Consider the following 15,648-nt stretch of genomic DNA (forward strand, 5'->3'; position numbering starts at 1 on the left):
CGCTACGCGCCCGGGACCGGCGCGGACCGCCTGGAGAGGACCTCGTCGGCCAGCCCGTACGCCACCGCCTCGTGCGCGGTGAACACCTTGTCGCGGTCCATGTCGGCGCGGAGGGTCGCGAGGTCGTGGTGCGTGTGCCGGGACAGCACCTCCTCGATCTCCGAGCGGATCCTGAGCATCTCCTTCGCCTGGAGGCTGAGGTCCGAGACCGTCCCCTGCCGGCCGCCGCTCGCCGGCTGCCCCAGCAGCACCCGGGCGTGCTCCAGGACGAACCGCCGCCCGGGGTCACCGCCCGCCAGCAGCACCGCCGCCGTCGAGGCCGCCTGCCCGACGCAGAACGTCGAGATCGGCGCGCCGACGAAGGTCATCGTGTCGTAGATCGCCATGAGCGAGGTGACCGAGCCGCCCGGCGAGTTGATGTAGATCGCGATCTCGCGCTCCGGGCTCGCCGACTCCAGGTGGAGGAGCTGGGCGATGACCACGTTGGCGACGCCGTCGTCGATCTCGGTGCCGAGGAAGATGACCCGCTCGGACAGCAGCCGGCTGTAGATGTCGTACGCCCGCTCCCCCTGCGGGGTGCGCTCCACGACGGTCGGGATCGTGTACTGGCTCATCTCCACCGTGTGCTGGCTCATCTCAGAGTCCGATCCGTCGCCGCGAACCGGCCGGGCGTACATCGTCGAGCGACTCGACCACGCGGTCGACCATCCCGTACTCCCGCGCCTGCTCGGCCGTGAACCACCGGTCGCGGTCGCCGTCGCGGGAGATCGTCTCCTCGGTCTGGCCGGTGTGCTCCGCGGTGATCCGCTCGATGGCCCTCTTCGTGAATTCGAGGTTCTCGGCCTGGATGGCGATGTCGGCGGCCGTTCCGCCGATGCCGGACGACGGCTGGTGCATCATGATCCGCGCGTTCGGCAGCGCGTAGCGCTTGCCGCGCTCCCCGACGCTGAGCAGGAACTGCCCCATGCTGGCGGCGAACCCCATGGCGAGGGTCGAGACGTCGTTGGGGATCAGCCGCATCGTGTCGTAGATCGCCAGCCCCGCCGTCACGGAGCCGCCCGGACTGTTGATGCACAGGCTGATGTCGGTGCGCGGGTCCTCCGCCGACAGAAGGAGCAGCTGGGCGCAGACCCGGTTCGCGGAGACCTCGTCCACCTGGGTGCCGAGGAAGACGATCCGCTGCATCAGCAGCCGGGCCGCCAACTGGTCGTCGAACCGGGTCGAGGGCGTGTCGTCGGCGGTGGCCCGCGGGTCGAGGGCGGGGTTCCCACCGGTGAGGAGTGAGGGCATCGGTCCTCCGTAGGTCGTCGGGTGGCGCGGCCGGCGTGGTGACCGCGGTCACTCCACTCTCGGTCCCGTCGGGTGCCCGCCCAAGGGTTCTCGGCCCGTGGCAGATTCGCCCAGGGCAGAGCCGGGGGCGCGTGTCCCACCTCTGACGGAGCGTCAGGAAACCGGCGGAAAGGACCGGCGTCCTCTTCCGGTGCCGTTCGCATCGCGTTCGCCGGAATATCGGGGCGGGATGGAAGGTTTCATCCTGCATCCACCTGACGTCACGCACTCTCAGCTGCCCTTAGTTCCTGCCCGGAGGACGCACATATGCCACAGACGACGACCGATCAGTACGCCGGGGAGCTCCCGGATCCGTCGACCCGTGCGCCCGGCGGGGTCGTTCCCGTCCTCGCTTTCGCCGGCATCACCGTCGCGGTGATGCAGACCCTGCTCGTTCCTGTCATCAAGGACCTGCCCGTCCTGCTCCGCACGACGCCCTCCAACGCCACCTGGGTCCTGACCGCGACCCTGCTCGCCGGCGCCGTCTCCACCCCGATCATGGGGCGGCTCGGCGATCTCTTCGGCAAGCGGCGGATGCTGCTCGCCAGCCTCGCCGTCATGGTGGTCGGCTCGCTGATCTGCGGATTCACCGACGATCTGGTCATCATGATCGTCGGCAGGGCGCTCCAGGGCTTCGCGATGGGCGCGATACCCCTCGGCATCGGCATCATGCGCGACGAGCTGCCGCGCGAGAAGCTCGGCTCGGCGATGGCGCTGATGAGCTCGTCCATAGGCGTCGGCGGCGGGCTCGCGCTGCCGGCCGCCGCCCTGGTCGCCCAGAACGCCGACTGGCACGCGCTGTTCTTCGGCGCGGCCGGGCTCGGCGTGCTGTCGATGCTGCTGACCGTCCGGTACGTACCGGAGTCGTCGGTACGGGCCAAAGGCACCTTCGACTGGCTCGGCGCGATCGGGCTGTCCGCCGGACTCGTCTCGCTCCTGCTGCCGATCACCAAGGGCAGCGACTGGGGCTGGGGTTCATCGACCACGCTCGGCCTGTTCGGCCTGGCGGTGGCCATCCTGCTGCTGTGGGGCGTGATGGAGCTGCGGAGCGCCGCCCCGCTGGTCGATCTGCGTACCACCGCCCGGCGTGAGGTGCTGCTCACCAACCTCGCCTCGATCATGGTCGGTGTCGCCTTCTACGCGATCTCGCTCGTCCTCCCGCAACTGCTCCAGCTGCCCGCCTCCACCGGCTACGGCCTGGGCCAGTCGATGGTGGTGGCGGGTCTGTGCGTGGCGCCGCTCGGTCTGACGATGATGTTCACCGCGCCCGTCTACGCCCGGATCTCCGCCCGGCGCGGACCCAAGGTCTCGCTGATGCTCGGCCTGCTGATCATCGGGATCGGGTACGGAGCGGGTCTCGGCCTGATGAGCGCCGCCTGGCAGACCATCGTCATCTCGGTCGTCGTGGGCGCCGGTATCGGACTCGCGTACTCCTCGCTGCCCGCACTGATCATCGGCGCCGTCGACCCGTCGGAGACCGGCGCGGCCAACGGTCTGAACACCCTGATGCGCTCCATCGGTACCTCGGTGTCGAGCGCGGTGATCGGCATGGTGCTGGCGCACACCTCGATCCGGACGGGGGGCGTCGCGGTCCCCAGCATGGACGGATTCCGTATCTCGTTCCTCATCGCGACAGGCGCGGTGATCGTCGGCCTGGTGCTGGCCGCGTTCCTGCCGTCGCGGCGCTCGGCGCAGCGGTCCGCGCCGGGACAGCAGCCCCTGGCGGCCGACGCCGACCGGACCACGCGTCCCACGCTGGTCGCCGGGTCGGGCGGGTTCCGCGGACAGGTGGTGGACACGGACGGCATGCCGGTCGCGTGGGCGAACGTGACGCTCATCGACGCCCGGGGCCGGCAGGCGGGCCGCGCCACCGCCGACGAGGAGGGCCGCTACGCGCTGCTGCCCCCGTCCGGCGGACGGTACGTACTGGCCGGAACGGCCAGTGGATACGCGCCGCACGCGCTCCCGGCGGAGTACCCCGGCGACGGCGTGCCGGTCGATGTCGATCTGGTCCTCGCGCAGGGCGCGCGGGAGCGCCGTACCACCGTCGCCCCCTGACCCGCCATCACCCCCGGCAGCCGCCCCGCCGGGGGTGTGCGGCAGCATGGGCGGCCACGCTCCGCACCACGGTTCGTGCCACGCTCCGCACCACTCATCGCACCCGCACCAGGAGAGCCGATGCCCCCGGCACCCGCGCCGAAGATCCTCGCGGCCTTCGAGGCCGCCAAGGGGTTCATGCCCGTCCATGAAGGGCTCGCCCTGTACGCGGCGGCCGTCGAGGCGGGCGCGCTCGGGCTGCCGCTCCTGGAGATCGGCACCTACTGCGGGCGCTCCACCCTGCTGCTGGCCGCCGCCGCGCGCGCGGCCGGCACGGTCGCCGTCACCGTCGACCACCATCGCGGCAGCGAGGAGCAGCAGCCCGGCTGGGAGTACCACGACCCGTCCGTCGTCGACCCGGACACCGGTCTGATGGACACGCTCCCGACGTTCCGCCGCACGCTCCGGGCGGCGGACCTGGAGGATTCGGTGATCGCGGTCGTCGGCCGTTCGCCGCGGGTCGCGAAGGTCTGGGGCGGTCCGCTCGGGCTCGTCTTCATCGACGGCGGCCACACCGACGAGCACGCCAACGGCGACTACGAGGGCTGGGTCCCGCGTCTCGCCGAGGGCGGGCTGCTCGTCATCCACGACGTGTTCCCCGACCCGGCGGCCGGCGGGCAGGCCCCGTACCGCGTCTACCTCCGGGCCCTGGCGTCCGGCGCCTTCACCGAGGTGTCGGTGACCGACTCGCTGCGCGTCCTGCGCCGTACGGCACCGGGAATCCGACCGCCGCGCCCCGGGCCCGCGTCCTGAACTGTCCGGCGATCGGGGGACGGTCCGGGGGACGCGTTACCGAACCGTGTCTTCCGCTTCGCCCCGATCGATCGACGGTCTACCATCGCGACGGTGTCGTACGACGAGAGTCAGCAGCCCACCCGCCGCCGTTCCGGCCGGAGCAACCTCACCGTCGCGGTCGCCGCACTGGTGCCGACCGCCGTGGCGGGATGGCTCGTCTGGCAGGGGATGAGCGGCCCGGACGGCGGCCCGGACGCCGCGTCCGCGGCCGGCGCCACCTCCTCCGCCTCGGCGGCCACCGCGTCCGCCCCCTCCTCCGCCGGTGAGACCCGGGACGACGACGTTCCCGGTGGCACCGCCCCGGCCGAGCCCTCCGCCGCCGCCCGACCGCTCACGGGCAAGGTCGTGGTCATCGACCCCGGCCACAATCCGCGCAATCGCGACCACACCGCCGAGATCAATGAGCCGGTGGATATCGGAACAACCACCAAAGAATGCGACACCACCGGCACCTCCACCAACGCCGGCTACTCCGAGGCCGAGTTCACCCTCGACGTCTCCCACCGCCTGCGCGATCTGCTCAGGAAAGAGGGCGCGACGGTCACCTTCACCCACGACAACGAGCGCCCTTACGGCCCGTGCGTCGATGAGCGCGCCCGTATCGGGAACACGGCCAAGGCCGATGCCGCGGTCTCCGTCCACGCGGACGGATCGGCTCCCGGCAATCGCGGATTCCATGTCATCCTCCCCGCCCGGGTCAAGGGCGGAGGCGCGGACACCACGGCCATCGTCGGCCCCTCGCGCGATCTCGGTGAACATATCGTGGGCGATTTCGCCCGCGAGACCGGCAGCGCCCCCGCCAACTATCTGGGCGAGGGTACGGGTCTCGACGTACGCGTGGACCTCGGCGGGCTGAATCTGTCGACCGTGCCCAAGGTCTTCATCGAATGCGGCAATATGCGCGATTCGTCGGATGCCAAGCTGCTCACCGACGCGAAATGGCGACAGAAGGCGGCTCAGGGGCTGGCGGACGGAATCCGCGGATTCCTGAAGAAGTGACCACAGGAGGGGTGAGCGGGCGAGATGAACGGGAGCGGTGAACCGGGCGGTGCGCAGGAGACGGGAGTGGTGAACTCCGCCCAGGGACCCGCGTAACGGGCTTGTACCGGCCCCCGATACCCGGCAGACGGCCGGAACGGGGAGACGATACATTCATCCGTACGATAGGGAGCCGCCCCCGAGCTTCGCACCGTGTACCGCCTGACCGGCGGCCGCGACGACCGCCCCGACTTAGACGACAGACGAAGGACTTTTCACGTGAACATCCGCTCCCTCACTCGAGGCGACGGCGTGGTGATCGGAGCAGCGGTGTTGCTCTTCATCGCCTCGTTCCTCAATTTCTACGAGTCCAGCTTCAGCACTGGCGTGAAAGCCTGGGACTTGCTGGGCGTCGTGATGAGCATCCATCTGGCCGGAGTCATCGCCGCGGCGCTGATCGTCACCGCCCGCGCGCTGCCCCAGCCGCGGAAGGTCGCGGGACTCGACCTCGGTCAGTTCGGTGTCGCCCTGTCGGTCTTCGCGGCCTGGACGGGCCTCTGGTACCTGCTCGGTGACGGCAGCGCGGGCAGCGGTCTGATCCTCGGCTTCATCGCCGCGCTGGTCCTGGCGGGCGCCGCCGTCGCCACTCCGATCGTCCCGGCCCTGAAGGTCGCCCTCATCGGCGCCCCGAAGCCGCAGACCCCGCAGCCTTACGGCGGGCAGCCGGGCATCCCCGGCCAGGGGTACGGCTACCCGGTCGGCCAGCAGCCGTACGGTACGCAGGGCCAGCCGCAGCCGTACGGCGCCCAGTCCGGCCAGCCCGCGGCGGCTCCGCAGCCGAGCGCGCCCTCGCAGGGCGGCGCCGCTCCCGCCGGTGACTTCTCGCCGTTCTGGTTCGCCGTACCGGTGGCCCGCCCGCTGTTCGGCGAGGACGGCTCGTCGTCCCCGATCGCCGAGCTCGCCCCCGGCACCTGGTACCTCGCGGTCGAGCAGCGCGGTCCCGGTCTGGTGGCCCAGACGCAGGACGGCCGCCGCGGAGTCCTCCAGGACACGTCCGGCATACAGCGCGGCTGATCACGCGCCACACCGTCACAGCGGTACGACGACGGCCCCCCCACCGGAAGGCGGGGGGGCCGTCGTCGTGCGCCGCCGTGTCGGAGGCCGCCGGTCAGCCGAACGAGGTGCGCTCCAGCCAGAAGTCCAGCAGCTTCGTGTCGCCCAGCACCTCGACGCGGTCGCTGTCCACGGGCAGCCGCCGGTAGACGACCCGCAGCACGTCGGCGAGCGGGCCGCGCAGCGCGACCGTCGCCTTCTCGTGGCCGCGCCGCCAGCCGAAGCCCTCTTCCCCGAACTCGACCAGCCACTCGGCGTCCACTCCGCCGGGTGCGTCCGTGGCATGGAAGTGCAGGGTGCGTCCGGGGCCGCGCAGCTCGGCGGCCTCGGGATCCCCGGAGGCCGCGGCGAACCCCACCAACTGGAGCAGTTCGTCGATCGTGTCCGCCGCGACATCCGGCGCGACCTCGAACGGGACCCCGGCGGCCAGCGCCGCGTCCGCCCGGTGGATCACCGTCTCGTGGGTCATCCTGCGCGCCCAGAAATCGGTCGTACGCTCCCAGCCCCAGCTCCACACGCCGGCGCCGGGCCCGGCCTCCCGCAGGGCGCCGACCAGCTTCGCCGCCCCGCCCGCGAGCCAGGCGTCCAGCGCCGCCGGGTCGTCACCGGCGGGCCCCCCGGCGTCCGGGACCTGGTCCTCCGAAATGTCCCGTTCCGCCCGGGTCCTTACGATCGCCTCGACCCAGCGGTGCGCTCCGCCCACATGACGCGCGAGCTGGCTCAGCGTCCACTCCGGGCAGCTCGGCACCCGCGCGGAGAGATCGGCGCCGACGGTCACCGCCCGCAGCAGATCGGTCTGTAGGGTGATCTCGTCGCAGTACCGGTCGTGCCCCAGAAGCGTCATACGACGCACCCTAAGCACTCGCGTCACCGGCGGACAGCGGGTTTCCGCCGCGCCGGTCGCCGGCCGGCGACGACCGATCAGCGGCAGCAGTCCGGCTCCAGGCCGAGCGGCAGCCGTTCGCCGCCGAACACCGCGGTGGTCGCCTCGTCTCCTCCGAGGGCGGCCACCGCCAGCAGCAGCGACCCCGCCGTCCAGGTGGTGAGCTCCTCTGGCCAGAAGGCCCGACGGCCCTCGAACACGTACCCCGTCCAGTACATCCCGCCCTCCGCGCGCAGATGCTGGATGGACTGGAGGACCTCAAGCGCCCGGTCGGACTCCCCCATCACCCAGAGCGCCAGGGCGAGTTCACAGCTCTCGCCGCCGGTCACCCAGGGGTTGGGCAGCACACAGCGCACACCCAGGCCCGGTACGACGAAGCGGTCCCAGTTGGCCGCTATCCGCGCCGTGGCCCGCGCTCCCGTCACCGCGCCGCCGAGCACGGGGTAGTACCAGTCCATCGAGTAGGCGCTCTTGTCGAGGAACCGCTCGGGGTGGTCCCGTATCGCGTGCCGCAGCGCGCCGGTCGCCAACTCCCAGTCGGGCTGCGGCTCCTCACGTTCCTCGGCGATCGCGAGCGCGCAGCGCAGCGCCTGGTGCACGGACGAACACCCGGTCAGCAGCGCGTCGTTGACGGCCCGGCCGTCCGCCTCGCGCTTCCAGCCGATCTGGCCGCCGGGCTGCTGGAGTGCGAGGACGAACTCGATCGCCGCGTGGACGACGGGCCACATCCGGTCGAGGAACGCGTCGTCACCGGTGGCCAGATAGTGGTGCCAGATGCCGACGGCCACGTAGGCGCAGAAGTTGGTCTCGCGGCCCCGGTCGCCGGGCGGCATGGCGGCGGTGTCGGCGTAGGAGGTGCTGTCGGGGTACGACGTGTTGTCGGCGCAGGACGTGCTGTCGGCGTACGCCGCGTACCAGGAGCCGTCCTCGTTCTGGTTCCTGGCCAGCCACTCGTACGCCCGCGCCGCCGCCTCGGGTTCGTCCGCGGCGTCCAGCGCCATGGCCGCCTCGATGTGGTCCCAGGGGTCGAGATGGTGTCCGCGGAACCACGGGATCGCGCCGTCCGGGCGCTGCGCCGCCAGGATGCCCGCGACCGTCTCGGCGGCCTGCTCGGCGGTGAGGACTCCGGGCAGGACGAGGTGTTCCGCGGCGCCGGGGCCACGGTCGGCCAAGGTCACTGGGAGGCCGCCGCGGACGCGGACGACGCGGACACGGCCGACGCGGACACGGCCGGCAGCTTCGGCTTGGTCGCGTAGGCCACGAAGCTCTTCCCCACGACAGGGTTGAGCAGCTGTTCGGTGAGCCGGGTCGCGAGGGGCTTCTTCATGATGTCCCAGACCAACAGCTTGTGGTAAGCGCGCACGGGCAGCACCTTGTCGTTGTCGACCCCGAACGCGCACTTGAGCCACCAGTACGGCGCGTGCAGCGCGTGCGCGTGGTGCGTGCCGTACGGCTTGAGCCCGGCCTCCCGCATCCTGCCGAGCAGTTCATCGGCCTTGTAGATACGGATATGGCCGCCCTCGACCTCGTGGTACGCGTCCGAGAGCGCCCAGCACACCTTCTCCGGGCCGTACCGGGGCACGGTCACGGCGATCCGTCCGCCGGGACGCAGCACGCGCACCATCTCCGCCAGGAGGCCCTTGTCGTCGGGGATGTGCTCCATGACCTCGGAGATGATGACGACGTCGAAGGACGCGTCGGGGAACGGCAGTTGGAGCGCGTCGCCCTCCATCGCGGTGGCGGTGGCGCCCTCGGGGGCCTCCCCCGCCTCCCTCATCGCGGCGAACCACTTGGCGACCTCGCGGATCTCCTCGCCGTTCCGGTCGAGGGCCACGACCTGAGCGCCGCGCCGGTAGCACTCGAAGGCGTGCCGGCCCGCGCCGCACCCCAGATCGAGCACACGGTCACCCGCGGCGAGCGGGAAGCGGGTGAAGTCCACGGTCAGCACAGGGTCGTCCTGCTTTCGCGGTCGGAGGGGCGGGCGGCCGAAGGGCCGGCTTTCGAGGAGCGGACGTTCGGCGAGCCGGCTTTCGACGACCGGGCGATCGCCGCGCGGTACAGCTCGGCCGTGCCCTGCGCGGCCCTGGCCCAGGTGAAGCGCTCCAGCACCCGCTCGCGGCCCGCCGCACCCAGCCTGGCGCGCAGTTCCGGGTCGTCGAGCAGCCGGCCGAGGGCGAGTGCAAGCGCGCCCGCGTCGCCCGGGGGTACGGCCAGACAGGTCTCCCCGTCCACGCCCGCGACCTCGGGAATCGCGCCACCGGTGGTGGCGACGAGCGGGGTCGCGGTGGCCATCGCCTCGGCCGCGGGCAGCGAGAACCCCTCGTACAGGGACGGTACGCACGCGATCCGCGCGCCGCGGACCAGATCGACCAGCTCGGCGTCGGAGACGCCCTTGACGAACTCGACGGCGTCTTCGAGCCCGTACCGTTCGATGGCCTGGGCGACCGGGCCGTCCTCGGCCCGTCTGCCGACCACGACCAGGTGGGCGCCGGGGTGTTCGGTGCGGAGTTTGGCTAGGGCCTCGATGAGATGTATGAGGCCCTTGAGGGGGACGTCCGCGCTGGAGGTGGTGACGATCCGGCCCGGGACCTCGGGCACGGCCGGGTCCGGCGAGAACAGCTCCGTGTCCGCGCCGATGTGGACGACCTCGATACGGTCGGCCCGTACCCCGAGATGGTCGGTGATCTCCTGCTTGGAGGAGCCGGAGACGGTGAGCACCGAGGGCAGCCGCCGGGCGACGCGCTTCTGCATACGGGTGAAGCCGTACCAGCGGCGTACGGAAGCCCGGCGGCGCCAGTTCTCGGCCGCGTCCAGATCCAGCCGCCGGTCGACGGTGATGGGGTGGTGGATGGTGGTGACCAGAGGGGCGCCGAGGTCGCCGAGGAGGCCGTATCCGAGCGTCTGATTGTCGTGGACGACATCGAACTGCCCGGCGCGGGCGGCCAGATGGCGCCGGGCCCGGAGCGAGAACGTCAGCGGCTCCGGGAAGCCGCCGGTCCACATCGTGGCGACTTCCAGGCCGTCGATCCAGTCGCGGAACTCGTCGCGTCCCGGTGTGCGGAACGGATCGGGCTGCCGGTAGAGATCGAGACTGGGCAGCTCGGTGAGCGGTATGCCCTCGTCGAGTACGGGATACGGCTGGGCGCCGATGACCTCGACGCTGTGTCCGAGGCGGGCGAGTTCACGGGACAAGTGCCGGACGTAGACGCCCTGGCCGCCGCAGAACGGGTTTCCCTTGTAGCTGAGAAGGGCGATACGCAAGGGCCGGTCGCCACCGCTCTCCGACGGACGGTCGCCACCGCCCCGGGGCCCCGGTCCGGTGTCCGCTTCTATGGCCTCAGCGGTCACTCTCGGCCCCCTTCTCACTGCGCTCTGCGCGTTTTCGCCGGAGCGTAACCGCTGTCGACAATCTAGAACAAGTTTCAGAGTTGTTCGTTCACGGCTTCGAATTTACCGGCAGGTAGCGTCGCGGCACCCGCCGGAGCAGGTGATTCATGCCACGGCGGGTGTCTGCCATGCTGTGCGCTCCGGAGGCGGCGAAGCGTTCGGACGCGTTCATCGGACGCGTTCGATGGAGTGGTCGGATGCGTTCAATGGAGTGGGGCAGATGGCAGCGGAAGTCAAACCGGCGTCACCCCCGCTGACGCGCCGCCAGGAAGCCCGGCGCCGCCGGATCCTGGACGCCACCACCCTGCTGGCCTGCCGGGGCGGTTTCGACGCCGTACAGATGCGTGAGGTCGCCGAGGAGGCCGGGGTCGCCCTCGGGACGCTCTACCGCTACTTCCCCTCGAAGGTCCATCTGCTGGTCGCGACGATGCAGGACCAGCTGGAGCATCTGCACACCACGCTGCGCAAGAGGCCGCCCGCGAGCGACAGTCCGGCCGAGCGGGTGTCCGAGACGCTGCTCCGGGCCTTGCGCGCGCTCCAGCGGGATCCGTATCTCGCCGACGCGATGGTACGGGCGCTGACGTTCGCGGACCGTGGGGTGCGCGACGAGGTGGACCGGGTCATCGGACGGACGACCGCGATCATCCTCGACGCGATCGGCCCGTCCATCGGTCCGCAGGGCCCGACGCCCGAGCAGCTCTCCGCCGTACGTGTCATCGAGCACACCTGGCACGCGGCCCTGATCACCTGGCTCTCGGGCCGGGCCACGATCGCGCAGGTGAAGTCGGACATCGAGACGGTCTGCCGGCTGATCGACCTGACGACCTGACGACCCGTCAGTACTCGCCGGGCCTTGTTGCTCCATCCGGGTTGCTCCATCCGGCGGTCATCGCTCAAGCAGCGCGTGTGTTGTTGACGAAGGACGGGTGTTCGTACCTCGCGGGTCCACTCCGACCGCGAGCGATTCCCGTCACCCAAGGAGCATGTATGCGTCTCAGCGCGCGCTGGACATCCGCCGCCGTTCTGCTGCTCGCCCCTCTGATCAGCGGCGCCGGCGGCACCGACGCCACGGCCGAACCCCGGGAGAACCTCGTCCCGGTCGAGCGTTCCTCCGACGCGGTCCCCGGTCAGTACATCGTCACCCTCACGTCCGGGTTCTCGGCGGCCGGCGTCCTGCGGCAGTTCGGTCTCACCCCCCTGTTCACGTACGACAAGGTCCTGCACGGTTTCACCGCCGCCTTCTCCCCGACCCAGCTGTCCCAGATGCGCGCGCTCCCGGCCGTCCAGGCCATCGAGGAGAACAGCAGGGTCACCGTCAGCCCGACGTCGACCAGGCCCGGACAGTGGCGGGCCGAGCACGCGGGGCCGGAACAGCCCGATACCGCGCGGGAGCGGGTACCCGCGCAGAGCTGGGGACTGGACCGGATCGACCAGCGGAGACTGCCGCTCAACGGACAGTTCACGGTGAACGGCACCGGCAAGGGCGTCACGGCGTACATCGTCGACACCGGAATCGAGACCGCCCACAGCGAGTTCGGCGGTCGCGCCACCGTCGGCTTCGACGCCATCGCCGACGGACGCCTGGGCCAGGACTGCCACGGCCACGGCACACATGTCGCGGGCACCACGGGCGGCAAGAACTACGGCGTGGCCCGCGCGGCCTCCCTCGTCAGCGTCCGTACGCTCGACTGCAAGGGCAGCGGCACCTGGGCCGGGGTCATCGCGGGCCTCGACTGGGTGGCCAAGAACGCCAGGCAGCCCGCGGTCCTCAACGCCTCTCTCGGCGGCTCCTCGTCCAGCGCGATCGACACGGCGGTCAACGCCGTCGCGGCGCGGGGCGTGCTGCCCGTCGTCGCGGCCGGCAATGACGCGGTGGACGCCTGCGGCATCTCCCCCGCCCGCGCCTCGGGTGTCTACACCGTCGGCGCGACCGACAGTGGGGACCAGGAGGCCCGGTTCAGCAACCGCGGCACCTGTCTGGAGACGTACGCCCCCGGCGTCGCCATCGTCTCCGCCAGGCTCCGCGGCGGCTCCGTCCCGCTGAACGGCACCTCCATGGCCAGCCCCCATGTCGCCGGGGTCGCGGCCCTCTACAAGGAGAAGCACCCGTCCGCCGCCCCGAAGGAGGTGGCCGACTGGCTCACCGAGCAGACCACCGAGGACATCGTGTTCCCCATCAGCGGCGGCTCGCCCAACCGTCTTCTCCACACCGGCGGTCTCTGATCCGCGCGGTCTCCAAGGCGACCCGAAGACGATCCCAGGGCGATCCGACGCGACCGTGGCGTGTACGCGAGATGCGTACACGCCACGGTTCAGCCGAGGGGACGGCTCAGGTGATGACGACGGCTCACTTGATGCGGACGACCTGCGGGTCGTGGTCGCTCGCCTGGTCGGCGAACTCCGCGTTGATGTGCACCACGTCGTACGCGGGCTGCTTGACGGCGGGGCTGACCAGGATGTGGTCCAGGGTCTGCGAGTTGCCGTCGTAGACGTAGCTGTAGCGCTCGTTCTTCGGCAGCTTGTCCATCAGGTCGATGAGGACCTTGCCCTGGGTGAGGGTGGTGAGCGGCTTGGAGAACTGGTAGTCGTTCAGGTCGCCGAGGACGACGACCTTGGCCTTCTTGTCCTTGGCGAGCAGGCCGGAGACGAAGTCGTGGACCTCCTTCGCCTGGGACAGACGCTGGGTCTCGGAGCCGAGGGTCGGCGGCTGGAAGGCGCCGTGCGTCGGCTGGTCACCACCCTTGGAATTGAAGTGGTTACCGATCACGAAGACCTGCTCGCCGCGGAAGGTGAACTCGCCGACCAGCGGCTTGCGGCTGGTCTTCCAGGCGTCCGAGGTCGGGTTGATCCGGCCCGGGGACGCGGACAGCGTGATGTCCTTGCCCTTCGTGCCGGTGGTCACGACCTTGGTGGCGGTGGTGGCATCACCGCCGGGCCGGTCCACGAAGCCGACCCGCTTCGGGTTGAAGAGGAAGACGTTACGGATGTTGCCGCCCGGCTCGCCGCCGTCGGTCTTGTCCACCGGGTCGACGGAGCGCCAGTCGTACGCCGGGCCGCCCGCCGCCTGGATCGCGGCGACGAACTGCGCGAGGGTCTTGTCCGCGGCGACCGTGCCGTCGTCCTTGGCGCCGTTGTTGTCCTGGATCTCCTCCAGGCTCACGATGTCCGGCGTGGCGAGGTTCTTGACGATGCCCTCGGCCAGCCGGTCGAACTTGGCCTGCGGGTCGGTCGGGTCGAGGTTCTCGACGTTGTACGTGGCGACCGACAGCTCGTCGGTCCTGCCCTTCTTGGCCACCTCCGGCTTGATGCCGCCGGACCTGACCGTACCCAGGGTGCTCGCCTGGAGGCCGTATCCGCCGTAGCTGGAGTAGTCCAGCGGACCGGCGGTCGTACCGGCGAGGGTGTCGCCCACATTGGCCGCGGGCTTGGCGCCGGTCAGTGAAGTGACCAGCAGACGGCCCGAGTTCACCTCGTCGTACGAGGGGTAGACGGTGCCACCGCGCGGGGTCGGGTTCTGCTTGGGCTTGGTGGTGACCCAGGTCTCGCCGTAGGTGTTGGAGGCGCCCACGACCCGGCTGTCGCCGATCCGGATCACCATGCCCTCGCGGGACTCGAACCAGTCCAGGGCGTACCGGTCGGGCTTCAGCGCGAGCGGCTCGATGCTGAGACCCTTCACCTTCGGCGCGTACGTCTCGGGCAGCGTCCTGGCGTCGATCAGCTCGCCCGCCGGCAGCGGGTTGCCGGAGGAGAGGACGACGGTCGTCGCACCGGTCAGCTCGGTGAGTGACTGGGCGCCCGAGCTCTGGCCGCCCGGGTAGTACTCGCTGACCTTGGCGGTGACCAGGACCGAGTCGCCCACCTTGACCTGCGGGGTGGCCGAGCCGGTGAAGACGAAGACGCCCTCGCTGGTGGCCGGGTTGTCGTCCGGCGCGGTGTCCTGGATCCAGAAGCCGCGCGAGGAGCCGGTCGCGCGGATCGCGGTGACCACGCCCGGCACGTTGGTGACGGTCTTTCCCGCCTCCGGGGAGATCCGGGTGGTGCCCTGGATGTCGTGGATCCGCAGCTCGCCGGGGGTGGTGTTGGTGGGCGAGGGGGTGGGGGACGGCTCGTCGCCACCGTCGCCCGCGCCCGCGCTGTTGCGTGGGGACGGCGTCGCGCCGGTGAAGTCGGCGGAGTTGGTGTCCGTGTCGGCGAGCGCCACGCCACGGGCCACCGAATGGGTGTTGTCGGCGCCGGTGGCGGGCGAGGTCTCCCGGACGGTGGCGGTGCCGAAGCCGACCAGGTCCTTGACGTTCGTGTCGGCCACGCAGTCGGCGGCGGTCAGGCAGGTCAGCGGGGTGGTGGAGTGGACGAGCGCGACGGTGCCGCTGCTCGACGACATCGCGATGGTGCCGGTCGCGTCGGCGGCGGGCAGCGGGGTGTCGCCGCCGGCCCCCTTGGCCTCCTCGACGAGATACCTGCCACCCGCGGGGATGGCGCCCGTGATCTCGGTGACCTGCCACTTGGAGCTGGAGGTGGGCGAGCCGCTCAGGTACTGGACGGACCAGCCGGTGAGGTCGAAGGGACCGTCACCCGCGTTGCCCAGCTCGATGAAGTCGTTGGTGAGGGTGGCACCGGAGTTCCCGCCGCCGCCGTAGACCTCGGAGATGACTGCGTCCGGGGACGGCGTCGCCTGAGCGGTGAACGGAAGCGCGATGAGCGATCCGGCCAGGCCGACCGGGAGCGCCACGGCGATCGCCTTGGCACGCCGGCCGCGCAGGGCCGGGGGTATGGATGGGGACACGGTGAGCTCTTCCTTGCGAACGTGATGTGTGGGAGACGTGCGATACGTACGAGGTGTGCGAGAAGCGCACGAAGTGTGAGAACCCTGGAAGTCGGCTCAAGATACGCGCGTAGACAGAGCCGCAACAAGACTTCGCGTCCGCCAAATGACAAGTGTTTCCCGACTGTTCGCCGGATTTAATCTGGTTGTCGGAGAACAGGGTGGCGTGGCGGGCGTGGAACCGCGCCGTGTTGTGGAAGTGGCGCCGTCCGTTCGAAGAGGTTCCCCGGGCATCCGGCCGGGT

The 15,648-nt window shown here is 70.9% G+C and carries 13 protein-coding genes; 6 read left to right on the forward strand and 7 right to left on the reverse strand.

Going from position 1 to position 15,648, the window contains the following annotated elements:
• Positions 1-2: 2 nt before the first annotated feature.
• Positions 3-635, reverse strand: coding sequence for a ClpP family protease (locus ACIRQP_RS08955; protein WP_403885643.1), 633 nt, complete (start codon positions 633-635; stop codon positions 3-5).
• A gap of 1 nt (position 636) precedes the next feature.
• Positions 637-1,290 (reverse strand): ClpP family protease, encoded by a 654-nt coding sequence (locus ACIRQP_RS08960; protein WP_403885646.1) that lies wholly within the window; start codon positions 1,288-1,290, stop codon positions 637-639.
• A 306-nt stretch (positions 1,291-1,596) separates the two neighbouring features.
• Between ACIRQP_RS08960 and ACIRQP_RS08965 the strand changes: the two genes are divergently transcribed.
• The 4 genes from ACIRQP_RS08965 (at position 1,597) to ACIRQP_RS08980 (ending at position 6,273) form a co-directional block, all read left to right on the forward strand.
• Positions 1,597-3,387 carry an MFS transporter gene (locus ACIRQP_RS08965; RefSeq protein ID WP_403885649.1) on the forward strand — a complete coding sequence of 597 codons (1,791 nt, stop codon included), beginning with the start codon at positions 1,597-1,599 and terminating at the stop codon, positions 3,385-3,387.
• 120 nt (positions 3,388-3,507) lie between these two features.
• Positions 3,508-4,179: a class I SAM-dependent methyltransferase gene (locus ACIRQP_RS08970; protein ID WP_403885652.1), complete on the forward strand. Its 672-nt coding sequence runs from the start codon at positions 3,508-3,510 to the stop codon at positions 4,177-4,179.
• Positions 4,180-4,272: 93 nt separating this feature from the next.
• Positions 4,273-5,220 carry an N-acetylmuramoyl-L-alanine amidase gene (locus tag ACIRQP_RS08975; RefSeq protein WP_403885655.1) on the forward strand — a complete coding sequence of 316 codons (948 nt, stop codon included), beginning with the start codon at positions 4,273-4,275 and terminating at the stop codon, positions 5,218-5,220.
• A 258-nt stretch (positions 5,221-5,478) separates the two neighbouring features.
• Positions 5,479-6,273, forward strand: a complete 795-nt coding sequence (locus ACIRQP_RS08980; protein WP_403885658.1) for a hypothetical protein — start codon at positions 5,479-5,481, stop codon at positions 6,271-6,273.
• 94 nt (positions 6,274-6,367) lie between these two features.
• On the opposite strand, the gene ACIRQP_RS08985 is transcribed toward ACIRQP_RS08980, so the two are convergent.
• From ACIRQP_RS08985 to ACIRQP_RS09000, 4 genes are all read right to left on the reverse strand, one after another.
• Positions 6,368-7,156, reverse strand: a complete 789-nt coding sequence (locus ACIRQP_RS08985) for a maleylpyruvate isomerase family mycothiol-dependent enzyme (protein ID WP_403885661.1) — start codon at positions 7,154-7,156, stop codon at positions 6,368-6,370.
• A 77-nt stretch (positions 7,157-7,233) separates the two neighbouring features.
• Positions 7,234-8,367 (reverse strand): prenyltransferase, encoded by a 1,134-nt coding sequence (locus ACIRQP_RS08990; RefSeq protein WP_403886343.1) that lies wholly within the window; start codon positions 8,365-8,367, stop codon positions 7,234-7,236.
• A gap of 2 nt (positions 8,368-8,369) precedes the next feature.
• On the reverse strand, positions 8,370-9,143 hold the full coding sequence (locus ACIRQP_RS08995) for a methyltransferase domain-containing protein (RefSeq protein ID WP_403885664.1): 774 nt from the start codon (positions 9,141-9,143) through the stop codon (positions 8,370-8,372).
• Positions 9,137-10,543 (reverse strand): glycosyltransferase family 4 protein, encoded by a 1,407-nt coding sequence (locus tag ACIRQP_RS09000; RefSeq protein WP_403885667.1) that lies wholly within the window; start codon positions 10,541-10,543, stop codon positions 9,137-9,139. The genes ACIRQP_RS08995 and ACIRQP_RS09000 overlap by 7 nt, the downstream gene beginning before the upstream one ends.
• Positions 10,544-10,802: 259 nt before the next feature.
• Between ACIRQP_RS09000 and ACIRQP_RS09005 the strand changes: the two genes are divergently transcribed.
• On the forward strand, positions 10,803-11,411 hold the full coding sequence (locus ACIRQP_RS09005; RefSeq protein ID WP_403885670.1) for a TetR family transcriptional regulator: 609 nt from the start codon (positions 10,803-10,805) through the stop codon (positions 11,409-11,411).
• Between the two features lie 158 nt (positions 11,412-11,569).
• Positions 11,570-12,805 carry a S8 family serine peptidase gene (locus ACIRQP_RS09010; protein WP_403885673.1) on the forward strand — a complete coding sequence of 412 codons (1,236 nt, stop codon included), beginning with the start codon at positions 11,570-11,572 and terminating at the stop codon, positions 12,803-12,805.
• Between the two features lie 124 nt (positions 12,806-12,929).
• Here ACIRQP_RS09010 and ACIRQP_RS09015 read toward each other — a convergent pair whose 3' ends face one another.
• Positions 12,930-15,341, reverse strand: coding sequence for a lamin tail domain-containing protein (locus tag ACIRQP_RS09015; protein WP_403886346.1), 2,412 nt, complete (start codon positions 15,339-15,341; stop codon positions 12,930-12,932).
• Between the last annotated feature and the right edge of the window lie 307 nt (positions 15,342-15,648).

The sequence above is a fragment of the Streptomyces sp. NPDC102274 genome (assembly GCF_044766385.1).
GTDB lineage: Bacteria > Actinomycetota > Actinomycetes > Streptomycetales > Streptomycetaceae > Streptomyces.